This window comes from Thermomicrobiales bacterium, from assembly GCA_023954495.1.
Lineage (GTDB): Bacteria > Chloroflexota > Chloroflexia > Thermomicrobiales > CFX8 > JAMLIA01.
In genome coordinates, this window is record JAMLIA010000049.1 from 1 (window position 1) to 22,938 (window position 22,938).

At 63.2% G+C, this 22,938-nt stretch carries 23 protein-coding genes and 1 pseudogene; 20 read left to right on the forward strand and 4 right to left on the reverse strand.

Annotation, left to right across the window (positions count from 1 at the left end; translation table 11 throughout):
- The 12 genes and pseudogenes from M9890_10115 to M9890_10170 form a co-directional block, all read left to right on the forward strand.
- The coding region (locus M9890_10115) for an ABC transporter permease (protein MCO5177311.1) at nt 1-314 on the forward strand (314 nt) is incomplete at its 5' end.
- Nucleotides 315-352: 38 nt separating this feature from the next.
- Nucleotides 353-1,309: an ABC transporter permease gene (locus M9890_10120; GenBank protein MCO5177312.1), complete on the forward strand. Its 957-nt coding sequence runs from the start codon at nt 353-355 to the stop codon at nt 1,307-1,309.
- A 116-nt stretch (nt 1,310-1,425) separates the two neighbouring features.
- Nucleotides 1,426-2,382 carry an ABC transporter permease gene (locus M9890_10125; protein ID MCO5177313.1) on the forward strand — a complete coding sequence of 319 codons (957 nt, stop codon included), beginning with the start codon at nt 1,426-1,428 and terminating at the stop codon, nt 2,380-2,382.
- 82 nt (nt 2,383-2,464) lie between these two features.
- Nucleotides 2,465-3,703: a threonine synthase gene (thrC, locus tag M9890_10130; GenBank protein MCO5177314.1), complete on the forward strand. Its 1,239-nt coding sequence runs from the start codon at nt 2,465-2,467 to the stop codon at nt 3,701-3,703.
- On the forward strand, nt 3,681-4,616 hold the full coding sequence (gene thrB, locus M9890_10135) for a homoserine kinase (protein MCO5177315.1): 936 nt from the start codon (nt 3,681-3,683) through the stop codon (nt 4,614-4,616). Before thrC ends, thrB begins: the two co-directional genes overlap by 23 nt.
- Before the next feature lie 467 nt (nt 4,617-5,083).
- On the forward strand, nt 5,084-6,028 hold the full coding sequence (gene rpsF, locus M9890_10140) for a 30S ribosomal protein S6 (protein ID MCO5177316.1): 945 nt from the start codon (nt 5,084-5,086) through the stop codon (nt 6,026-6,028).
- Between the two features lie 42 nt (nt 6,029-6,070).
- On the forward strand, nt 6,071-6,583 hold the full coding sequence (ssb, locus tag M9890_10145) for a single-stranded DNA-binding protein (GenBank protein ID MCO5177317.1): 513 nt from the start codon (nt 6,071-6,073) through the stop codon (nt 6,581-6,583).
- 103 nt (nt 6,584-6,686) lie between these two features.
- Nucleotides 6,687-6,908, forward strand: a pseudogene (gene rpsR / locus M9890_10150) (30S ribosomal protein S18).
- Between the two features lie 330 nt (nt 6,909-7,238).
- Complete coding sequence (locus M9890_10155; protein ID MCO5177318.1) at nt 7,239-8,771, forward strand: peptidylprolyl isomerase; 1,533 nt, start codon at nt 7,239-7,241, stop codon at nt 8,769-8,771.
- 97 nt (nt 8,772-8,868) lie between these two features.
- Nucleotides 8,869-9,960, forward strand: coding sequence for a DUF1648 domain-containing protein (locus tag M9890_10160; protein MCO5177319.1), 1,092 nt, complete (start codon nt 8,869-8,871; stop codon nt 9,958-9,960).
- A gap of 94 nt (nt 9,961-10,054) precedes the next feature.
- Entirely contained in the window at nt 10,055-10,750 is a 696-nt protein-coding gene (locus tag M9890_10165; protein ID MCO5177320.1) for a CDP-alcohol phosphatidyltransferase family protein, read from the forward strand.
- The gene (locus M9890_10170; GenBank protein ID MCO5177321.1) at nt 10,737-11,798 is read left to right on the forward strand and encodes a hypothetical protein; all 1,062 of its coding nucleotides are present in this window, start codon (nt 10,737-10,739) and stop codon (nt 11,796-11,798) included. The genes M9890_10165 and M9890_10170 overlap by 14 nt, the downstream gene beginning before the upstream one ends.
- Here the strand turns inward: M9890_10170 and M9890_10175 are convergent.
- On the reverse strand, nt 11,795-12,286 hold the full coding sequence (locus M9890_10175) for a YajQ family cyclic di-GMP-binding protein (GenBank protein ID MCO5177322.1): 492 nt from the start codon (nt 12,284-12,286) through the stop codon (nt 11,795-11,797). The two genes, M9890_10170 and M9890_10175, sit on opposite strands and share 4 nt — an antisense overlap.
- 236 nt (nt 12,287-12,522) lie before the next feature.
- Here M9890_10175 and M9890_10180 point away from each other — a divergent pair, with 236 nt between their 5' ends.
- Both M9890_10180 and M9890_10185 read left to right on the forward strand, forming a co-directional pair.
- The gene (locus tag M9890_10180) at nt 12,523-12,696 is read left to right on the forward strand and encodes an Rdx family protein (protein MCO5177323.1); all 174 of its coding nucleotides are present in this window, start codon (nt 12,523-12,525) and stop codon (nt 12,694-12,696) included.
- Nucleotides 12,697-12,839: 143 nt separating this feature from the next.
- Nucleotides 12,840-13,754: an LLM class flavin-dependent oxidoreductase gene (locus M9890_10185; GenBank protein MCO5177324.1), complete on the forward strand. Its 915-nt coding sequence runs from the start codon at nt 12,840-12,842 to the stop codon at nt 13,752-13,754.
- 266 nt (nt 13,755-14,020) lie between these two features.
- On the opposite strand, the gene M9890_10190 is transcribed toward M9890_10185, so the two are convergent.
- The gene (locus M9890_10190) at nt 14,021-14,755 is read right to left on the reverse strand and encodes a YckD family protein (protein MCO5177325.1); all 735 of its coding nucleotides are present in this window, start codon (nt 14,753-14,755) and stop codon (nt 14,021-14,023) included.
- Nucleotides 14,756-14,954: 199 nt separating this feature from the next.
- On the opposite strand from M9890_10190, the gene M9890_10195 reads away from it, so the two are divergent.
- The 6 genes from M9890_10195 to M9890_10220 all read left to right on the forward strand — a co-directional run bounded on the left by M9890_10195 (nt 14,955) and on the right by M9890_10220 (nt 21,072).
- Nucleotides 14,955-15,695, forward strand: a complete 741-nt coding sequence (locus M9890_10195; GenBank protein MCO5177326.1) for a response regulator transcription factor — start codon at nt 14,955-14,957, stop codon at nt 15,693-15,695.
- 6 nt (nt 15,696-15,701) lie between these two features.
- Nucleotides 15,702-17,090: a HAMP domain-containing histidine kinase gene (locus tag M9890_10200; GenBank protein ID MCO5177327.1), complete on the forward strand. Its 1,389-nt coding sequence runs from the start codon at nt 15,702-15,704 to the stop codon at nt 17,088-17,090.
- A gap of 132 nt (nt 17,091-17,222) precedes the next feature.
- A complete protein-coding gene (locus tag M9890_10205) occupies nt 17,223-18,275 on the forward strand; it encodes a C40 family peptidase (GenBank protein MCO5177328.1) in 1,053 nt (350 codons plus the stop codon).
- A 184-nt stretch (nt 18,276-18,459) separates the two neighbouring features.
- Nucleotides 18,460-19,347 carry a hypothetical protein gene (locus tag M9890_10210; GenBank protein MCO5177329.1) on the forward strand — a complete coding sequence of 296 codons (888 nt, stop codon included), beginning with the start codon at nt 18,460-18,462 and terminating at the stop codon, nt 19,345-19,347.
- A 48-nt stretch (nt 19,348-19,395) separates the two neighbouring features.
- Nucleotides 19,396-20,205, forward strand: coding sequence for a YceI family protein (locus tag M9890_10215; protein ID MCO5177330.1), 810 nt, complete (start codon nt 19,396-19,398; stop codon nt 20,203-20,205).
- Between the two features lie 189 nt (nt 20,206-20,394).
- A complete protein-coding gene (locus M9890_10220; protein MCO5177331.1) occupies nt 20,395-21,072 on the forward strand; it encodes a GAP family protein in 678 nt (225 codons plus the stop codon).
- A 67-nt stretch (nt 21,073-21,139) separates the two neighbouring features.
- Here the strand turns inward: M9890_10220 and M9890_10225 are convergent, their stop codons facing one another.
- Together M9890_10225 and M9890_10230 are read right to left on the reverse strand one after the other, a co-directional pair.
- A complete protein-coding gene (locus tag M9890_10225) occupies nt 21,140-21,613 on the reverse strand; it encodes a Rieske 2Fe-2S domain-containing protein (GenBank protein MCO5177332.1) in 474 nt (157 codons plus the stop codon).
- Complete coding sequence (locus M9890_10230) at nt 21,613-22,716, reverse strand: beta-lactamase family protein (GenBank protein ID MCO5177333.1); 1,104 nt, start codon at nt 22,714-22,716, stop codon at nt 21,613-21,615. The genes M9890_10225 and M9890_10230 overlap by 1 nt, the downstream gene beginning before the upstream one ends.
- Between the last annotated feature and the right edge of the window lie 222 nt (nt 22,717-22,938).

A 22,938-nucleotide genomic window follows, 5' to 3' on the forward strand; every position in this document is an offset into this window, starting at 1 on the left:
ATTACGTCCGCACAGCGCGGGCGAAGGGCCTCAACGAACGCAGCGTCATCGGCAAGCACGCGCTGCGCAACGCCCTGATCCCAGTGATCACGATCATCGCGCTCTCACTCCCGGGCGTCATCACTGGCGCGGTTGTCACCGAGCAGATCTTCAAGGTGCCGGGCATGGGTGCCTTGCTCATCACGGCGATCCAGAACAACGACACACCTGTCGTCATGGCCATCACGTTCATGTTCTCGATTCTGGTGGTCTTCTTTAACCTGGTGGCGGATGTCATCTATGGCGTCCTTGACCCACGAATCAAGTACTCGTAGGCGCCCGGTAGAGCGTACGAGGGAGAGAGGACGAACTGATGGCAGACGTTTCTGACGCTCAGGCACAGAGTAGTGCAGCCGCTGCGCTAGAGATGGGGCGACTCGGCTCGAAGAAGTCGCGATCGCTCTGGAGCGATGCCATACACCAGTTCCGCAAGCACACGCTTGCCGTAGGTGGTGTTGTGGTGCTCGTGGTGCTGATCGCCGCGACCATGCTCGGGCCGATTGTCTGGCCGGAGAACATGAAGACGATCGACTTCTCCAAGTCGACGTTGGGTATTTCTCTGACCCACCCGATGGGCACCGATGACCTCGGGCGCGATCTGTTCGCTCGCGTACTCTGGGGTGGGCGCATCTCGCTGGCCGTCGGCGTGACGGCGATGCTCGTCGCGATTCTGTTCGGCACCCTCGTCGGTGCGCTGTCCGGCTTCTTCGGTGGCTTCACCGACTCGGCCCTCATGCGCCTGACCGATATGTTCATTTCGCTGCCGACGCTGCCACTGCTGCTGTTGGCGATGTACCTGTTCCGTGATTCGCTGATCGGCAAGTTCGGCCAAACGCTTGGTCCGTTCCTGCTCCTTGTGTTCCTGATCGGCATCACGAACTGGATGCCAGTCGCCCGCCTTGTGCGTGCCTCGTTCCTCTCACTGAAGGAGAAGGAATTCATTGAGGCCGCAAACTGCATCGGCGCGAACCGCTCATCGATCATCTTCAAGCACATGCTGCCGAACGCGATGGGCCCGGTTATCGTCGCTGCGACGCTGGCGGTTGGTTCGGCCATCATCGCCGAGTCAACGCTCTCGTTCCTCGGCCTGGGCTTCCCGCCGGACGTCCCGACCTGGGGCCAGCTGCTGAACACGTCGATTAATTTCATGGAGATCGCGCCGCATATGGTCATCTTCCCGGCGTTGATGATCTTCCTGGCGGTGCTCTCGATCAACTACGTCGGCGACGGTCTGCGCGACGCCCTCGACCCGCGCAAGACCACCGGATAGTCGCCAGCACGCGTCGTATCCACGGTGCCGGGCTGCCAACAGGCAGTCCGGCTCCTTCTGTGTAGAGGTGGGGCACACGGCACCGTGCCGTCGGCCCGGATGAAGGATCACAAACCATGTCTCGCGGATCGCTCCGCTCATCCCCGTCCTCTGCTGCGATGGAACGCCTCTCGGATGTTGGCGGACTGAACTCGAAGAAGGCTCGATCGCTCTGGTCGAATGCCGCGCAGCAATTCCGACGACACCATCTGGCAATGGCCGGCGCAGTAACGATGTTTCTGCTGATCCTCTCGGCGATCTTCGGCCCCCTGCTCTGGCACGGCAGCACCTGGATCGACTTTCAGTACGCGACGCTGCCCATCTCGTTCCAGCACCCGATGGGTACGGACGACATGGGCCGCGATGTTATGGCGCGTGTCCTCTGGGGCGGGCGCGTTTCGCTATCGGTCGGGCTGGTTGCGATGCTCGTGTCGGTGTCGCTCGGCACGTTGCTCGGCGCGATGGCGGGCTACTTCGGCGGCGCAATCGATTCGGCATTGATGCGTGTCGTCGATATGTTCATCTCGTTGCCCGACCTGCCGCTGCTGCTGCTGACGATCTATCTGTTCCGCGACCCGCTCGCGCAGCGCCTCGGCACGACGATCGGCCCGTTCATCCTGATCGTGTCGCTGATCGGCATCACCAGCTGGATGTCCGTCGCGCGGCTGGTGCGCGCGTCGTTCCTGTCGCTGAAGCAGAAGGAGTTCATCGAGGCTGCGCACTGCATCGGTGCGAACCAGACGACGGTTATCTTCAAGCACATCCTGCCGAATGCGATGAGCCCGGTGATCGTCGCCGCGACGCTGGCCGTCGGGTCGTCGATCATTACCGAGTCGACGCTGTCGTTCCTCGGCCTCGGCTTCCCTCCGGACGTGCCGACCTGGGGACGACTGCTGAACGACTCGATCAACTTCATGGAGATCGCACCGCACATGGTCATCTTCCCGGCGCTGATGATCTTCCTGGCCGTCCTCTCGATCAACTATGTCGGCGACGGATTGCGCGACGCGCTCGACCCGCGCAAATCGCTCTAGGACTGGCGCGGAGTTCCGGTTGAGGAGCATGATTGCCGGTTAGAACTGACGACCTGCCGCAAACAACGCCGATGGGGGGCGCGTGAAGTTACGCTGTATTGAATGTGGATTGACCTACGCGCCTGAAGACGTGCGAACCAGTTGTGACTGTGGCGGGCTACTGGAAGTTGACCTCACGATCCCTGCGGTCACCCGTGATCTGTTTGACAACCGCCTCGGTGCGGTCGATCATCCGCTGCGATCCGGCGTCTGGCGCTTTCGCGAGCTGATGCCGGACTTCCCGGACGACGTGATCGTCTCCAAGCCGGAGGGTAACACCAACCTCTATCACGACCAGCGCCTGAGCAATTTCGCTGGCACCGATGTCTGGTTCAAGCACGAGGGCGAGAACCCGACCGGTTCATTTAAGGATCGCGGCATGACCGTCGGCATCAGCCACGCGCGCTGGACTGGCGCGACGATGGTCGCCTGCGCGTCCACCGGCAACACGAGCGCCGCCGTCGCGTCCTATGCAGCCGCAGCCGGGATACCGTCGGTCGTCTTCATCCCTGAGGGCAAGATTTCGGCGGCAAAGCTCGGCCAGACCATCGCCTACGGCACGACAATCATTCAGGTGCGCGGTGATTTCGACGCTGCCATGCAGATGGTTCGCGAGGCGACCAGCCGCTACGGCATCTACCTGCTCAACTCGCTCAACCCGTTCCGCCTGGAAGGGCAGAAGTCGATCGTCCTCGAGGCGTTGCAGCAACTGCACTGGCAGATGCCCGACTGGATCGTCGTGCCGGGCGGCAATCTTGGCAACACGAGCGCGCTGGGCAAGTCGCTGCGTGAGGCTCTGGCTGCCGGTCTGATTGACGCAATGCCCCGTATCGCCGTCGTGCAGGCCGCCGGAGCCGCGCCGTTCTATCGCGCCTGGCAGACCGGATTCGCCGACTACGAGCCGATTTCGGCCTCGACCGTGGCATCGGCGATCCAGATCGGCAACCCGGTCAATTACACGAAGGCGCGCCGGGTCGTGCTTGATACCGAAGGCACCGTCACCGCTGTCGATGACGACGCGATTCTGGCGGCCAAGGCAATGGTTGACCGCGTCGGGATTGGCTGCGAGCCTGCTTCTGCCGCAGGTCTGGCCGGCATTCGGCGTCTGATCGCCGAGGGCGTCATCCAGTCGGGGGAGCGGGTGCTCACCTATCTGACGGGCAATCTCTTGAAAGACACCGAAGCAAGCGCGGATTACTACATCACCAACGCTGGGGCGCAGCCGGTCGTCATCGATCCAACGCTGGAGGCGCTCGGCCGTGCACTCGCCACTATCCTGTAGCATTCGCGTTCCCGCATCCAGCGCGAACCTCGGCCCCGGATTCGACTCGCTCGGCATGGCGCTCGACCTGTGGATGCAGGTTGATATCACCCGTGTTGATGACCCGTCCGGCGACATCCGCGTCATCAACTGCGAGGATTTGCTCGGCGGCGGCAATCTGGTCGTCGAAGCGATGCAGGTCACTGCTAATCGCTATGGCCGGACGCTTCCGGCCTGTGAGTTGAGCGTCCGTAGCGACATCCCGGTAGCGCGCGGGCTGGGGTCATCGGCAGCGGCTATCGTTGCCGGCATACACGCAACTGCGTTCCTGCTCGATCTCGAGCTCGATTCCAGCGACGTCGTCGACATCGGCGGCGAGATGGAAGGGCACGCCGACAACATTTCAGCGTCAGAGCTTGGCGGCGTGACTGTCTCCTTTCGCGCCGAGCATGGCTGGATCGCCGAAGTGCTGGCAGCCGAACTGCCGTGGACCGTCGTGGCGCTGGTGCCGGACTCCCCGGCCTTCACCAGCGAAGCGCGCGGGATTCTGCCGACGGCGATCCCGATGTCGGATGCCGCCGCGAACATCGGTCGCGCCGCGATGCTGGCGCTGGCGCTCCGCGAGGGCCGGAGTGACCTGTTGCGTGAGAGCACGCGGGACCGCTTGCACCAGCCCTATCGCGCCGCCATCTTCCCGCACCTCAACCCGGTCATCGACGCAGCACTGGCTGCCGATGCCCTCGGTGCTGGCCTCTCCGGCGCAGGCCCGACCATCCTCGCATTCGCCGACTCGGCCGACGCGGACGCTGTGGCCACTGCAATGGAAGCAACCGCTGCAGAACACGGCTTCGCCGGTCGGGCGCTGCCGTTGGCCGTCGCGCCGGGCGCACTGGTCGAGGTTCGCAGTGGATCGCACCAGCGTTCTCGACGCTGATTCAGATGGGACGCTGAGGCCTTCAATCACCATGCATGTCTTCGCGGAGCGTTTGTCTCTGCCGGAAACAGGCCTATCTGGTGTGATGCTTGAACCTGGCAGGACTGGATCACATGCGCAGGTCCTGCGAGACGGCGGCGGAGTGCGAACCTGGCATTCACGTGGATTGCGATCGCTAACCCCGCTGCGAAACACGCGCTGACAACGGGTTGTTCTTGTCGGGCGTATGCGATGCGCCCTACATTTTGGCGTGCATCGCACCGCAATTCCCTGGCTGCCCCGCAGACTGCTCCAACAGTAATCGACAAGCAGCAACCACAACCTTTCTGCTACAATTCGCGGTTGTCGCGGCGTGTGCCGCGATGGAGACAGATGGATAGTCGCCTTTCTGCGCCGCCGACCGAGTGGAATGCGCAACCGCCACTCGCGTCCCGAGCGTCGCATTAACCGGGAGGAAGGAGCACGCGTTGCGCGAGCACGCCGCTGATCCCCAACTTCGTGACTACGAGATGATGCTCGTCGTCGCCCCGACCGTGACAGAAGAGGGCCTCCAGGAGGTCATTGATCGCGTTTCGGGTTACATCACTACCCAGGATGGCACGGTCGATTCGACCAATAGCCAGAACCCCTGGGGCCGACGCCGACTGGCGTACCAGATCAACGATTTTCCCGATGCGTTCTACGTTCTCTACCGCTTCCACGCGACGACCACTGCCATCGATGAGTTGGAGCGCGATCTCCGTCTCGATGAGCAGGTGATTCGCCACCTGATCATGCGGTACGATGTGCTTACTGAACACGAGGAACGACCGCGTGGTGAGGGTGCTCGCCGTGGTGGCGACGCTGCACCGACCCGCGCCGCAGCAGAAGCTCCGGCAGCCGCCGCCGCCGCGCCAGCCGCCGCGCCAGCCGCAGCCGCTGAGGCTCCGGCAGAGGCTACTCCAGCCGAGGCAGCCGCCGTTGCTGAGGCTCCAGTAGATTCGGCAGCCGCCGAGGTAGCGCCAGCGACGTTCGCTGACGTTCCGGCAGACGCAGCTCCTGCTGAAGCAGCACCGGCTGCGGGTGTCACAGTGAGCGAGGTTCATCACGGTGCTGATGGGCACGACCACGGCGATCACGAGTGGGTTGTTGTGAGCAACGGCAGCGACAGCGAGGTTCAGCTGGAAGGCTGGAAGCTCGCTGACAACGGCGAGAAGCACACGTACGTGTTCCCGGCATTCGCCCTGGCGGCGGGTGGCAGCGTTCGCGTTAACATGGCTGCCGGCGACGATAGCGCCGAGGACCTGTATGTTGGCAATCGCCGGCATTGGTGGAACAACGACGGCGACTGCGCCTATCTGTATGACGCCGCCGGGACGCTCGTCGACACGCACTGCTACGGAAACGCGACTGCTGAGACCGCCAGCGCCTAAGGCAACGTTCGCAGTAGTCTGGAAGTGGAACAGGAGGGCGACATGTCGCGAGGATTCAGCCGCGTAGTTCTCGTCGGGAACCTCGGTCGCGACCCCGAAATGCGCTACAGCCAGAATGGGACGCCGATCACGACCTTTTCGATCGCGGTCAATCGCCGACGCCGAGATCAGACAGGTCAGTATCAGGATGAGACCAGCTGGTTCCGGGTGACGCTGTTTCGCAACCTGGCAGAGAACGCGAACGAGTGGTTGCGCAAAGGCAACAGGGTCCTTGTTGAAGGTCAGTTGAGCATCCGGCAATACACAGACAACAACGGCGTCGAGCGCACCAGCGTTGATGTGACGGCCGACAACTTCCAGAACCTGACCACCCGCGAAGAGTCGATGGGCGAGGCTGCCGGTTCATACGGCAACTACAACCGCGACAATCGTGGCGGTGGGCAGAACGGCCCACAGGGCGGCGCTCGCCCGCAGCAGGGGCAGCAGCAGGACCAGTCGCAGCAGCGCAATGACCCATTTGATAACTACGACGACATCGAGGATGTGCCGTTCTAGCGTGCATGCGCTGGACGGGTAGAGAGAGATAAGGAACAACCTGATGGTTGACGATCGCCAGTCGTCGCAAGGAGAGCAGTCAGGGCCCCGGCCACGTCGATTCGTGAGCAGTGGCCCGGGTCGATCGTTCTCCCGGCGCAAGGTCTGTGGCTTTTGTGTCGATGGCATCAAGCACGTCGATTACAAGGATGTGCCGCGCCTGCGCCGCTACGTTTCCGATCGCGGAATGATCGAGCCGCGCCGCAAGAGTGGCACCTGCGCGAAGCACCAGCGCTCACTCGCGACGGCGATCAAGCGCGCCCGGCACCTGGCGCTGCTCTCCTTCACCGAGGGCTCGCGTGAGGGTCGCGATCGTGGTGGACGCCCCGACCGCGGCGGACGTGGACGAGATCGTGGTCCGCGTGACTTCGGCGACCGTGGTCCTCGCGATTTCGGGGATCGCGGACCGCGGAACTTTGGTGACCGCGATCGTGGGCCGCGCGAAGATTCGCGTCCACAGGAGTCGACTCCGCAGTCTGATAGCAACGCGTAGGATCGTGAGCAACTGCGTCGCTAGCCGCCGCTGGCGCGCTCGCCTTGCCGTGCCCCGGTGGCCATTGGCCACCGGGACGGTAACCATGCTTGCATCCAGCTTCAGCGAAGCGAGAATCCCCGCATGCTAGATCGAATTCGAGACCGCATCCGGCCTGGCGGTTCCCAGTCTGCGTCCCGTCAGCAACGACGGGTAACGCGGCGTGAGCGCGAAGAGCGCCAGCAACGGCTGCTCTATCTCACAGCCGGCATCGCCGGGGCTGTTGTCATTCTGGCGCTTATTATCGGTGCGGCGTATCAGTACTACTTTTACCCGCACGGTACTGTCGCGTCGGTGAATGGCACGAATATCCAACGGCAGGACTACTGGAAGGTTCGCGGCCTCCAGTTGCGCCAGAATCTGGCTCAGATCAGCCAGCAATACCAGATCACGTCGGCGGACCAGCGCCCGCAGCTTGAGCAGCAGGCATCCGAAATACAGGCCGAGCTTGATGACCTGCGCGGGGCCGACCTGGCGGAAGACACGTTGTCGGCGATGGTTGACAACCTGATCGTCCTCCAGAGCATCGACGACATGGGCATCGAAATCTCGCAGGCCGACATTGATGAGTTTGTCGCCGAGCAGTTCGCGCCGGCACCACTTTCATCGCCGACCCCGACACCGGAAGTTGATTCGACCGCAGCCGCCTGGGCAACCGGCACGACCGAGGCGAGCAACGCCGCAGCGACCGCGACAGTCGAAGCCGCGCAGACCGCTGCAGCCGCCTCTCCGACTGCGGAGGAGACTGGTACAGCCGAAGCTGCTGAGACGACGGAGCCAACCGCGTCGACTGAGGCCGAGACTGCGGCGACAGAGACACCTGCTGCCGAGGCGACCGACACCACCGAGTCTGCGGCCACGCCGGAGGCCGACGAGACCGGCACGCCGGATGCATCACCGGCTGCGTCGCCGACCGAGACTCCGACGATCGCGCCGGACGACGCGCGTGCGACGGCGGTTTCGCGCTTCGATCAGTACACCGACAACTATCTGAAGCCGTCGGACATGAGTCGCTCCGATTACAATCGGTTGATCGTCAAGCCGGAGCTGGCCCGGACGCGTGTGCAGGAGCAGCTGGAGAGTCAGGTGCCGCAGCGCGCTGAGCAGATTCATGCAGCGCACATTCTCGTGGCAACCGAAGAAGCCGCGAATGCCGTTGAGGAGCGCCTGAAGAACGGCGAAGACTTCGCGGCAGTCGCCGCAGAAGTCAGCACCGACACATCGACTGCTCCGAACGGCGGCGACCTGGGATGGTTCCCACGCGGAGTCATGGTGGCACCGTTTGAGGAAGCAGCGTTCGCACTGCAGCCCGACGAGGTGTCTGCACCGGTCCAGTCATCGTTTGGCTGGCACGTCATCAAGGTATTCGAGCACGAAGATGATCGCCCGCTGACGCTGGAGATGGTGCAGTCGCTGAAGTCACGTGCCTATAGCGACTGGATCCAGGACCGTCGCAATGAGAGCGACATCGAGTCGAAGATTCCGCTGACGACACTGCAGCGTGAGCAGAATCAGGCGGCCAACTCGTCGTTCCAGGCACCGGCAGACGCGCCGCTGCCACCGACCGCGACGCCGGCACCGTTGCCAACGGAAGACACCGGCACACCGACCCAGTAACGTCGACGTACCGGCGCGGGGATCTACTCCCGCGCCGGTGCGTTTCTTCTCTCGCCCTGCCGGTGTCGCCTGATTGCTGGAGGGTAACTGTGGCGCGATGATCGATCCTGAGCCTGACATGCGATCTGGTCGCGGACCGCTGGCCGACGAACCTGCCAGCGTCTGGCCGGTGGCGCACGGTGCTGGCCGCACGGTGGGGATCGCGCTGCTCATCTTTGAGATCCTGATCGTCATCCTCGCGTTCTGGCGCTCGCAATCGGCGGGCGGGGTGGCGCTCTGGCTGCTGTGGTTGCTGATGCTGGCGATGGTCGCTGCAGCAGTTGGCACATCCTGGTTGCTGCGCGGGCTTGGTGGGCTGTCCTATGGGCTGGATGATGAGAAGCTGACGGTTCGCTGGATGGGTCGGCCGCATGTCATCGCTCTCGCCGAGATCGTCGCGGTCGAGTACGACCCACATGTGCCGGTGAGTGCGTCAGGTTGGGAGCCGTTCTGGCCGGGCCTGAGCATCGCGACCCAGCGCCGTAAAGATGGGATCTGGCAGGTCTGGGCGACGCTCCCGCGCCGCAGCCGCGTGCGCATTCGCACGATGAGCGGCGGCATCGAGATCTCGCCGCTCCGACCGATCCGCTTCCTCGTTGACATCGACCATCGGCGCGCTCGTCGCCCGGATATGCCGGCGATGCCGCAGGCACGGCCCGCGCCGACACGTCGTCCGGTTGAGGACGCACCACCCCGCCGCAAGCCCGCCGCACCGGACCGCGAACGTCCCGAGACTGCCCCACCGGCTGACGACGGGTTCGCCGCAGCCTCCCCGGCCCGCCCCGGACCAGTGGTCTACTTCTATCGCGACCTGTTTCGCGACGGCCTGCTACACGACCGGCTGTCGTCGAACCTGATTGCGCTGGGCGTGATCATCCCGCTGCTGATGGTCGCCTTCCTCATCAGCCAGATGGAGGGTGTGCCCGATCCTGTGGCGCTGCACTGGGATGCACTCGGCGAAGTTGCGCGCACTGGATCACCGTCGGCGCTCTGGCAGATGCCGGTGCTGTCGGGTCTGATTCTGGTCGGCAACACGGCGCTGGCGGCCCTGCTGATCGCCGTCGATCGGTTTCTCGCCCGCCTGATGCTGATGGCGACGCCCTTTGTCCAGATCGCCGCGGCGGTCGCGCTGATCCGTCTGGTCTCCTGAATCTGGCCCAACGCTGCCCCGGAACCGCTCGGTCATTGCTATACTGGCCGAACAGTCTGCGGTCTATTGGGCCGTCAGTGACGGTTGGGGGGACATGGCTAATCTCATCACCGTCGGACGTGTACTCCTGCTGTTCGGCGCGATTGCGATGCTGTACAGCGAAAACTATGTCGCGATCGTCATTGCTGGCATCATCATCGCCGTCGTATTCGCCGGTGATGGCTTCGATGGCTGGGTCGCTCGCAAGCGCGGGTCGACGTCCCGGCTGGGTGCGGTGCTCGACATTGCCGGTGACCGCGTTGTTGAGAACGCGCTCTGGGTCGTGTTTGCGCATCTGAGCCTGGTCGGTGTCTGGGCACCGCTCGTCGTGCTGACTCGCTCGTTCACGGTTGATGTCATGCGGTCGGTGGCGCTTGCCGAAGGGAAAACGCCGTTTGGCGATGCCACGATGGCGCGCTCGCGGATTACCTGGTTCCTGACTGCGTCACGATTCAGCCGCACAGCGTACGGCTGGTCGAAGGCGCTCGGCTTCGTCTTCCTGGCCTGGCTGGTCGCCTGGCATCTGCCGGACGCAGACGGTCGCTTCCTCAGCACGTTCTACGATCAGCAGGCGTTCCGATTCGTCGGCTGGGTTCTCGTCTACGCATCGGTGACACTATGCGTTATCCGTGGACTGCCAGTGATTTACGACGCGATGTATTACCTGAAAGACCCGGAAGATCGTACGGAGACGCCAGATGCACAGGTGGCGTCATCCGCCGAGCGGGCCGAGCAGAGTGAGCCAGCATAACGCGCGGTTCCTTGAGAAGCCGATCATCCCCCCACGGAAGCCGGAAAACCGTAAGCAGCGCTGGGGCATCGTCGCGGCGTGGTTGTTCGCCAACTTCACCCGCATCACGCCTGTCCGCGTTGGTTACTGGCTCGCCGATCGTGTCGGCGACTTCGCCTACTGGCGGACGCGTGTTTACCGATTGAACGTCATCGACAACCTGCGCCATGCCTATCGCGGCGAATTGACCGAGCTGGCGCTCCGCAGGCAAGCACGCCTGACATTTCGCGTGTCGGCTCGCAACTTCTGGGATCTCGGCAGAGTGCCGCACATGTCCCGCGACGACTTCCACCGCATGGCACGGCTGCCCGAAAACGACTGGGCGATGCTGGATACGCTGCACGCCGAGGGCAAAGGCTGCATCATCCTTACCGGTCACTACGGCGCATTTGATTTTGTCGGCCAGACGCTGTTTGTGCGTGGCTACAACCCCTACGTGCTGACGTCGCCGACGGTCGGCCAGTTCGTCTATGCGGCGGTCTCATGGCTGCGCAAGTCGAAAGGCGCGCCGATCGAGGACATCTCGCCGGCGGCGATTCGGCGAATGATGCGTGTTCTGCGACAGGGTGGCTTTGTTGGCTTTGTTGCCGACCGCGACTTCACCGATTCCGGCACGCCTGTCCGGCTGTTCGGCGAAGTCACGACGCTGCCGGTAGGTGCCGTCCGTCTCGCGCGCGCGACAGGTGCTCCGATTGTCCCGGTCTTCGCCGAGCGTGACGACGCGAGCGGCCGGGCTCAGCGCTACGCCTACCGAATTGGCGAACCGTTTGTAGTTGAGCGGACGAACAACGAGGACGCCGACGTTGAGGCCGGGATGCGCAGCATGGTCGAGACGCTCGAGCACTACATCTCGATGCATCCAGAGCAGTGGGTGATGTTCCAGCGAGTCTGGCCGGAGGAAGCGAAGCGCCGTCGGCTGTTCGATATCCTCAAGGAGCAAGCCGACCGGCGCTTGTCCGCAGGGTCGGCCGATGCGCCATCGGCAGCAGCCGACCCCGAGGACAGTTAGCGGTAGTTCACAAACTGCAGCGGTGTCTCGAAGTCGTCCTGCTTCAGCAACTGGATGACCGCCTGCAAGTCGTCGCGACTCTTTGCCGAAACCCGCACGAGGTCGCCCTGGATTTGCGGCGACACCTTCTTGAACTCTGACCGGATGCGCTTGCTCAGCTCCTTCGCGAATTCGTCGTTGAGTCCCTCGCGGAGCTTCACGTTCTGGCGCACCCGGCCGCCGGAAGCATCCTCCTCCTTCTGATAGTCGAGGATCTTCAGCGACAGGTTACGGCGCAGGAGCTTGCTCTCCAGGATGTCGCGCACGGCGCGCAGCGACATCTCCGTGTCGGTTGAGATGACGAGCTGGTTGGCTTCCTGCTCGATTGTCGTGCGGCTGTCTTTCAGGTCGTAGCGCGTCGTGATCTCGCGCATCGCCTGGTCAATCGCGTTGCGCAACTCCTGATGATCGAACTTGGAAACGATGTCAAATGAGCTGTTTGCAGCCATGGTTGTGCCTGCCCTCCCTCTTCTTTCACCTAAGCATGTCGTAATCGAACAGCGGTCGCAACTATCGCAACGCTGTCTGACCTCTTGGCTTGGTCCGCGAGATGCGATATTGTGCGCAGTATCCTGAGTCGTGCGGCCGGTTGGCTGCTACAAGAGAAGGTGGGCGCATGGGCGACCGCAAGCGGATGTCGATCGAATACTGCACCTCGTGAGGCTACGTCACGAAAGCCGCCAGTCTGGCGGAAAAAGTTCTCGACAAGCACTCGGATAAGGTCAGCGACCTGACCCTCACTCCGAGCTCCGGTGGTGTCTTCGAGGTCATGCTCGGTGACGATCTGATCTACTCCAAGAAGGCAACCGGCCACTTCCCAGATCCTGAAGAGATCCTGAACAAGGTCAACGCGGGCTAGCCCAGGAGCGTTGCAGGCACAACCGCAGCGCCGGATCATCGTGTCCGGCGCTGCGGTTCTGTGTGTCGGTTGCCAGAGCTGTGCCGTCCGTTGATACTGTCGTTGCCGATACAGTCAGCAGATCCGGATGGGGAGGCAACGCCATGGCGCGACCACTGAAGATCGGGTTCATATTGCCGCAGATCGAGGGACGCCGCGAAGGGACGACACCGGGCTGGAACGACATTCTGGAGGCCGCGCAAACGGCGGAGGCTGTCGGGTTCGACTCGCTCTGGATTGTCGACCATCTCCTGTATCAGTTCGGCGCAGATGACCCGCCGCGCGGCATCTGGGAGTGCTGGACGATGCTGGCCGCGCTGGCCGCCACGACGAAGACGGCGGAGCTCGGCACGCTGGTGACCTGCACCGGATTCCGCAATCCTGCGCTGTTGGCCAAGATGGCCGACACCGTCGATGAAATCAGTGGTGGGCGTGTCATCCTCGGGCTCGGCGCAGGCTACTTCGAGCTGGAATATCGTGCGTTCGGCTTCCCCTACGATCATCGCGTCGCGCGCTTCGAGGAGGCGTTGCGCATCATCGGCCCGCTCCTGCGCGAGGGCCGCGTTGATTTCAGCGGCACGTACTCCTCTGCAGAGCAGTGCGAGCTGCGACCGCGCGGCCCGCGCCCGAACGGGTTGCCGATCCTGATCGGCACGCGTGGCCCGCGCATGCTGCGGCTGACCGCCGAGCACGCCGACGCCTGGAATGGCTGGCTGGTCCGTGGCCCAAGTACGCCGGATGCTATCCCGCCGCTGCGGGAGGCCGTCGATGCTGCCTGCCGCGAAGTTGGACGCGACCCGGCCACGCTCGAACGGACGGCGACGGTCATGGTCGATCCGCGTCCCGGCATCACGCAAGTGCCAAACGGACCGCTGGCCGGTGACCCCGAGGAGATCGCCGAAGCACTGCGCGGATTCGCACGCGAAGGCATTTCGCACATCCAGTTCGCTTCGCGCGTCACGAACGCCGCCGGCATCGCGCAGTTCCGCCCGATCCTTGAGGCGCTCGATCGCGGATAAGACCACTGTCCCTGGGCAGGGATAGATGGCGGCGATCTGGGGACATATCACGCGGATTGCAGACGCCAGACGCGACGAAAGCCGGCGGATGATTCGCACCGGCTTTCGTCAGGTGGTGGGGATGGTGGAGAGTTCGTGTTTCAGGGGACGCGAACCAGCGTTCGTGTCTCCAGTCTGGACGATATCCCCGTCTCGAAACCCTCGCACCGTCACATCGGACACCTGAGAACCTGAACCTTTGTACAGGTTCTCAGGTGTTTTGAGCGCTATGCGGTTGGCGAAGCTTCCTGCTCGGCGTCCGGAGTTGCGTTATCCGAGCCGGGCATTCGGCCGCCGTCGCGCGGTCCGCAGTCACCGCCAAACCCGTTTTCGATCATCTGGGTCAGGCGCTCCGGCAGGGCCGAGAGCATGTTGTCGGCCTGCGCCTGCGTCAGTCGACCGTTTGCAACAGCAGTGTCGAGCGAGGACTTGGCTTGCTCGACCAGCGCGTTGACGATGGCGTCGACGCTGCTGCCGTGTGCAGTGATGATCTCCTCCAGCGTTGAGCCGGACTGCAGCTCGGCCGTCAGGTCATCGACCGACATACCGAGGGTGTCAGAAACGGTGTCGAGGGTGACGCCGTGGCCGAAGACCGCCATGCCGATGCGGGCACCCGGGCGGCCGAAGCTGAAGAAGTGGCCGTTCTCGATGCGGTTCTTGAGTGCATCGCCCTGGCTCTCTGTCAGATCGCCGTTCGTCACCGCTTCATCGACTGTTTCGTTTCCTGCGGTCGTGATCGCGTCATTGAGCGAGTCGCGGCTGATGCCGAGGTTATCGGCCAGCCGGTTCAGGAACGACTCGCCGAGGCCGCTGTTTGAATCGGACGATCCCTCTTCGGCTGCGACCGTTCCGCCGACGACCAGCGCCCCGATCATCATCAGACCCAACACGACCGCGAGCCAGCGTCGCCTGGTCGGCGTGTGCCGCTCCTGCGGATCGATCGACGTGTGTTGTTCGCCCATGGCAATAATCCTCCTTGCCTGGCTACGACGTGGTTCGGTGGGCTTCCGTGCCCAAGATCGACTCTAAGTCGCGACGCTGTGGAATCACTGAGAACAGCATGGGATTTCTGATCGGCAGATTCAGAGGAAACTCACAGGAAACACTCAGCGATGGGTGCTCTAATTCGGTTGGGGCAGGAGACGGAAAGGAAGCGACGTGGTGAGTGCCCAGGATCGAATTGAGCCGGGTCTGGAGGATGCGGCGGCTAGCGCAGGAGAGCGGATCCTTGTCGTGGACGACGAGCCGGCAATCGTCGAGCTCATCTCGACGGCGTTGCGGTTCGTTGGCTTCGAGGTCAAGTCTGCCGCCACTGGTCGCGACGCGCTGGTCGAGACTTCGGCGTTCGCTCCACGCCTGATCGTGCTGGATGTCATGCTGCCCGACCTCGACGGCTTCGAGATCGCGCGGCGAGTGCGGGCCGGTGGCGATCGTGTTCCGATCGTCTTCCTGACTGCTCGTGACGAGCACGAGAACAAGATGCGTGGCTTCACCGTTGGCGGCGACGACTACCTGACCAAGCCATTTAGTCTGGAGGAGCTGATCGCCCGTATTCGGGCGATCTTGCGGCGCGGAAACGCCGTGCAACCAGACGAACCGCTCATGCGACGTTACGCCGATCTTGAGATGGACGAAGATGGGCATCGTGTCTGGCGCGACGGTCAACTGGTGAAGCTCTCACCGACCGAGTTTCGCCTGCTGCGTTACCTCCTTATCAATGCCGGTCGCGTGCTGTCGAAGGATCAGATTCTGGCAAATGTCTGGCAGTACGACTTCTATGGCGACGCCAACGTTGTCGAGACGTACATCAGCTATTTGCGGAAGAAGATCGACGCCGATGGCCCGAAGCTGATCCAGACGGTGCGCGGGTTCGGCTATTCGCTGCGGATCGAGCCGGATTAGCTCGCGATGACGATCAAGACGCGCCTGCTCATTATCATCTCCGTCTTCGTCCTGCTTGCCTTCGTGGCGAGCGGCGTGCTGACGGTGAATCGCACGCGCGCCGGCATGATCGACCGCATTGACCAGTCGCTGGCCAGCAGTCCGATCCGGCCGCTGCTGCAACCGAACAATGATGCTCATGGCCCTGGTCGACAGGCGTTCGCCACGCTGCTTCTGGGAGCTGACGGCACGGTGCGCTACAGCTCGCCGAGCGGTTACCCGGATGAACCCGACCCATTGCCCGATCTGACAGGGATGTCTCTCGAAGACATCGACCGCCACGCAGGCACGTTCTTCAACATCAACGCGGAAGGCGGCGGAAACCTGCGCTATCGCGTGCTGTTGCGCAACGTACGTGAGGGAGGTTATCTGGCGCTCGCTGCACCGCTGACCGACGTACAGGCGACGACGCGTGGCCTGATTGTCGGGATGACACTCAGCAGTCTGGCGATCCTGACCATCTTGCTGATTGCGGTCTGGCTCGTTATTCGTGCTGGCCTGCGCCCGATCGACGACATGATCGCCAGCGCCGGGCAGATCGCAGCCGGCGACCTGTCTCACCGCATCGAGCATGAGGACGACACGACCGAAGTCGGCCAGCTTGGCGGCGCGCTCAACCGCATGCTCGGGCAGATTGAGACGTCCTTCGCAGAGAAGGAGGCATCCGAGCAGCGCTTGCGGCGGTTCGTTGCCGATGCCTCACACGAGCTGCGCACGCCGTTGACCTCGATTCTCGGCTACACCGAGCTGTATCGATCCGGCGCTGCCGCTTCGCCGGAAGGGATCGCGCGGGCGATGTTGCGCATCGAATCCGAGGGCTCACGGATGGGCAAGCTGGTTGATGACCTGCTGTTGTTGGCGCGACTCGATCAGGGCCGCGAGCTGCAGCGCGAGCCGGTCGAGCTTGGCCGCCTCGCTGCTGACGCCGTCGCGGCGGCCCGCACGGTCGAGCCGGAGCGCCCGATCACCTTTGAGCGCAATGAGCCAGTCTGGGTTTCCGGTGATGCCGACCGGCTCCGGCAAGTGATCGATAATCTGTTGGCCAATGTGCGGCAGTACACCTCGGCAGGTGACGCGGTGCGCGTCACTGTCGGCACTGACCACCAGAAGGCAGTGCTGATCGTTGCCGATAGTGGCCCCGGCATGACCGCCGAGGCGGCAGCGCACGTGTTCGATCGCTTCTTCCGCGCCGACCCATCTCGATCGCGCGCCAGTGGCGGCAGTGGGCTGGGTCTGTCGATCGTGTCTTCGATCGTTGCAGCGCACAACGGCAGTGTCGATCTCGTCACCGCTCCGGGCAAAGGATCAACGTTCAGGATCACATTCGATCGCGTCAAAACGCCGTCAGAAACCTGAGAATTCCATGGGAATATCGTTCAAGTGCTTGACAGTGACGCAGAGTCACAGGTTAGATGTACGTACATTCCGACCTTGGCGGCTCATAGTGGGGCTTTGTGGGCCATTGAGACGAGTAAAAGGGGTGGATGAGTGAAATCGCGACGAGCTGTGATGTTGTCACTTGCTGTGATGACCGCGTTCGCCGGCGCACTCCCTCTGGTCGGGCCGGCAGCGGCCGACTACCTGTTTGAGAGCGGAGACGTGGCGGTCGTTGCCGGTACCGGCGGCGACGGTCTGAACCTGCGTACGGCACCCGGAACGCATTCCGAGATTCTCTGGTCTCTGAGCGAATATGACGCCATGGAAGTGGTGAGCGGACCAGTCACGGCAGACGATGGCTCTGCCTGGTATCAGGTCTGGGCGCTGACCGGCGAAGGCTGGGAGGCCGGGTGGGTCTCGGCAGACTACGTCGAACCACAGGGTAGTGCGGCTTCATGGAGTGAAGACTCCTGGGACACCGTGACCTATGCTGCGAGCGACTACGCGTTCGCAGATTCGACGCTGTCGCCGGCCGATTCTGTGGATGCAGCAGCGGGTGTGCCGATAACCGTCTGGGCCGATGGCGAGGGGCTGCTGCTACGCGATGGCCCATCGTACGGCGCTGAGACGCTCGTCGGCATTCCCGAGGGCGCGCTCGTGGATGTCCTGTCGCCGAACTATATTGATGAGGACGGCGTCGCCTGGTCGCGAGTGCAGTACGACGGCTATGTCGGCTACACGCGCGCTGCGGGCTATGCGACGGGTGGCTGGGCTACTTCACCAGCCAGCGATGTCGGGCAGGCAATTGTCGATGCTGCGATGGCGTACATTGGTGTGCCCTATCTCTGGGGCGGTACAGACGTTGACGGCTTCGATTGCTCCGGCTTCACCTGGTACATTCTGAATCAGGAGCTCGGCTTTGATGTGCCGCGCCCAATGGAAGGCCAGATCGTGACCGGCATGTCCGTCTCGCGGGATGAGCTGGCACCCGGTGACGTGATCTACTTCCAGAACACGTACCAGTGGGGCGTCTCCCACGTCGGGTTCTATCTGGGTGACGGCCTCTTCATCAGCGCGACCGGCCAGTTTGACGGGGTCGGCATCAGCAGCCTCTATGATCCATATTGGGCAACGCGCTATCTGACCGCCAACCGCATCGGCTAGTCAGTCTCGGCGCGCATCTCGACCGCCAGATCACGGCAAGTCTGCCGGCATCTGGCGGTCAATCGTTTCCGTAGATCATTCCCCTCAGACTCTCAACAGACACTCAGGAAACTCTCAGAGCGGGTCCGTAGGCTCATTTCATCATGACCGGCGGTTCGGTCGTGATGGCTGAAAGGACTCTGACATGGACAACGATGATCTTCCTGTTGGTCGTGTTCTCTCTCGTCGCGAAGTGTTGGCACTCTTCGGCGCAACCGGTGTTGTGATGCTGGCAGGCTGTTCGACGTCGGCAGACGATCCGACCGCGACGAGCGCTCCCGCGACACTGTCACCCACGCCGACGATCACCCCGGAAGCGGCGACTACTCCAACCAGCACAGCAACAGCCGCCGAGACTGACTCGGCGACAGCCACAACGGAGGCGAGCGACGACGCCGAGCCGACCGAGTCCAGCGAGGCAACGCCGGTGCTGCTGGCGTGCGTCGTGAGTCCGGAGCTGACTGAAGGGCCGTACTTTGTTGATGAGCGGTTGCTGCGATCTGACATTCGGACTGACCCATCGACCGATACGGCGGTCGAGGGCGTGCAGCTCGATCTGACAGTACGCGTCGCGCAGGTTGGCTCGGATGGGTGTGTGCCGCTGGCGAATGCAGCGGTCGACATCTGGCAGTGCGACGCTCTCGGCGTCTATTCCGATGTTCAGGATCCGGGCTTCGATACCGCAGGAACGATGTTCCTGCGTGGCTATCAAGTCACCGGCGATGATGGCGCGGTCCGCTTCACCACGATTTACCCCGGCTGGTATCAGGGACGCGCCGTTCACATTCACTTCAAGGTTCGGGGTGACAGTCCCGGCGGCGGATCGTACGAGTTCACCTCTCAATGGTTCTTCGATGATGCGCTCTCCGACATCGTTCACACCAAGGAACCGTACGCGCAGAAGGGCCAGCGCACGTTGATGAATGACGGCGATAGCATCTTCCGCGATGGTGGCAACCAGCTCGTCCTGGATGTGACGCAGACCGACACCGGCTACGCCGCGACATACGACATCGGCGTACAGCTCGACTGATTCAGCAGCGTGAGGCGCCTGTTTGCGCAAGCCAGAGGAGATGATGAGATGAACGCAACCCGCTACAAGATTGCCGGGGCTCTGGCAGCCGTTGTGCTGCTTGGTGCGATTGGCATCTGGTACCAGTTCTTCCGCGACGACGCGCCGCCACCGGCCTCGCTGGACGCAGCAGTCTCGGCGCTAGCGCCAACTGCGGCACCGACCGAAGCCGCGACAGCCACGACCGCTACCAGTGTGGCCACGGGCCTGACGAGCGCAGCCATCGTCACCCAGACGCCGTCTGTGGCCACTGAGGTGCCGTCCGAGACCTCGACCGGTGACGGGCTCGCCGGGGAATGGACTGTTGTCGCTCAGGAGAATGCGTTCGTCGGCTATCGCATCGGCGAGGAGCTGGCCAGCATTGGGACAACTGAGGCCGTTGGCCGCACGTCCGATGTCATCGGCACGCTGACCATCGACGGTACGAACCTGACGGCGGCAACGATCACGGTCGACATGACGACGCTGGAGAGTGATGAATCGCGCCGCGATCGGGCGTTGAACGATCAGGCGCTGGAGACACGGGCCTTCCCGGAGGCGACATTCGTGCTGACCGAACCGGTCGAGCTTCCGGTCGGACTGGCAGACGGTGAGTCGGTATCCGTCACCGCCACCGGCACGCTGACGCTCCACGGTGTTGAACAGACCGTCCAGATCCCGATGGAAGCGCAGGTGAGCGGAGATACGCTGGTGGTCGTTGGTTCGCTCGATATTTCGCTCGCCGACTATGGGATTTCGCAGCCACAGTCGCCAGCCGTCGTTTCGGTTCAGGATCACGGCACGCTGGAGTTGCAGCTCTACTTCGAGCGCACGACCTGATCGCGATCGCGAGGAGATAACGTATCGCGCGCGACCGGCAAGCAGATGCTTGCCGGTCGCGTTTTTCGCGTGCTATGTTGTGGGGAACGAGCGGCATGCGGCGCGAGAGTTGCCTGCGATTGGGGCGCTTTCCGACACCCCGCAGCGTCCGGTGTTTTTCACGTGGACTTTGTGGGAAGGATGCGCGCGTTGCTTGCGGCAATCGGTGAAGTCCTGCCGATGACGGTCGCAGTCGCGACCAGCCCCATCCAGATCATTGCAGTCCTTGTCTTGCTGTTCTCTGCGCGGGGTCGGGTGTCCGGGCCGGCGTTTCTGGTCGGCTGGATTGTTGGCCTGACGGCAGTCGGAGCGTTGACACTCCTCCTCGCCGATCCTGCCCGCGTCAAGAGCAGTAGCGAGCCATCGACGGTCGGGTCGCTGCTGCAGATTGGTCTGGGAATCCTGCTGCTCGTGCTGGCAGTGCGGCAGTGGACCAGCCGTCCGCGCGACGGACCACCGGGCCAGTCGCCCACCTGGATGGCAGGGCTGGACAGCGCGTCACCAGTGAAAGCAGCGCTGATTGGTGCGGCGCTGTCTGGTATCAATCCCAAGATCATCGTCTTCACTATCGCTGCCACGCTCAGCATTGCCCAGACCGGCACGACGGTCGGCAGCGCGATCGTTGGACTGGCAGTTTTCATCGTGCTGGCCAGTCTGACCGTGATTGTCCCGGTCTTCTGGTATCTGCTGGCCCCAGCCAGCGCGGCGCGTGTGCTGGGCGGCTGGCACAGCTGGCTGGTGGCAAACACGGCTGTCGTGATGACGCTGTTGTTCCTGTTCTTCGGCGTGAATCTCATCGGCAAGGGCATTAGTGGCCTGGGGGCGTAGGCGGGCTCGGCGACCTGGCAGCTCCGATGTGTCAGCCCGAACGCCCCCGTGTGTGATGCATGTGGCTCTACCCGAGCGGGATAGCCTGGCTCGGCTCGTAGTCGTTGCGGCTCTGTGGCGACGTGGTGTTGACGGTAACATCGCCGCTCTGGGCGACGGTGACCGGGAATGTGGCTAGCGGGCGAGGTGCCGGTCCGCTGGTGACCACGCCGTGGCGATCGAACGTCGAGCCATGACATGGGCAATGAAACTGCCCCTCGTCCGACTTCCAGGGCGTCTTGCACCCCTGATGCGTGCAGGCCCAGTACAGTGCCAGCGCACCGTCGTCGTTGTTAATCAGGTGGAACTGACCGCTATCGCTGGTGGCTGGGTCGCTGCCCACGGCCGGCAGATCGGCCTGCGGGATGGTGATGTCACCCTTGAAGCGTTCGTTGCCGGATCGGCGCGTTAGCAAAAACAGGCCACCGGTTGCGGCGATGACGAGCCCCGCCCCGCCGATGACGGCGTTGCGGATGAACTCGCGTCGGTCCATGTTCTCCATTAGTTCGTGGATCTCCTCGTCAATGCTGCCAGCACCGTATTCACCACACTGACCTGTCGGCGCGTGAATGGTGGGCGTCCGGTGCGAGCATGCTTATTCGATACGTAGGCAATCACAATGTCTTCTTCGGGATCAATCTGCAGCGTGCAGCCGGTCGCTCCGCCGTGGCCGAAGCTGGTCGGAGACAGGAGATCGCCCGAGGTCGCGCTGTCGCCCTTGACGGCGAACCCGGCACCCCAGGCGATATCTCGCGCCGGGAGGTCGGGCGAGAATGATCCGGGTGTGTTGCCGCCCGTCTGGTCAGTCGACATAACCTGAACACCTGCTTCGGAGAGGACACGTGTGCTGCCGCCTGGTGCAAACAGCAGGCCGAAGCGCAGCAAATCGGCGACCGTCGCGCTGACGCCGAATGCGGGGTGGGCGAGGCCGAGACCGTAGGCACTGTTGTACATGTCGCCGCTGGTGCCCTCTCCGAGTGGTCCGGCAACCAGTGCGAGCCGGTCGGTGACATCCGGCGGGCTGGGGAAGTGGGTGTCGTGCAAGCCGCCCGGCGTCAGGACGAGGTCGCGCACCAGATCGGGAAACGGCTGCCCGGTTGCGACTTCGGCAACACGCCCAGCCATGGCGTAGTTGTAGTCGCTATAGGCGTGCTGTGTGCCCGGCGTGAATTGCAGTGGCAGGTGGTAGACCTCATCAACCAACTCGTCGAGCGGAGTCTCATGGAGCAGGCGTTGCTCCATCTCGGGTGATTCGTAGATCATGCCGGACGTATGCGTGAGCAGGTGGCGCAGGGTGATCGTGTCGCGCCCGTCGCCGGTAAATTCCGGCAGGATGAGGCGGATCGGCATCGAGAGGGTCAGCACGCCGCGCTCGACCAGCGCCATGACGGCGGCGGCGCTGTAGACCTTCGAGATTGATGCCAGCGGCCAGAGCGTCGATGCGGATGCCGGCACGTCGGGACGCGCCATGCCGGCGTGGTGTTCGCCGATCTGCTCGCCGTGCCAGGCGATGGCGACGGCGGCAGCGGCAACCTCGCCGCGTGCGACGAAATCGTCGATCAGGTCGAATGTCTGTTGCAGCTTGTGCGATGCGTTCGTTGCCACGTCCAGCCTACTTTCCGCATGAGTCTATCAACCGCTACGGCAGCGGATGATAGCGTCGATACTCTAGCAGGCCGATAGCACTGTCTGATTGATCGTCAGGCGACCGCGCCGATGGCCCAGAACACGACCATTCCGCTCAGCAGTGCGGCCCAGTATGGCAACGAGCGACCGACGACAACTGCTGCCGCAATTGCGCCGAGGACGCGGCCGGGTACGGTGCCC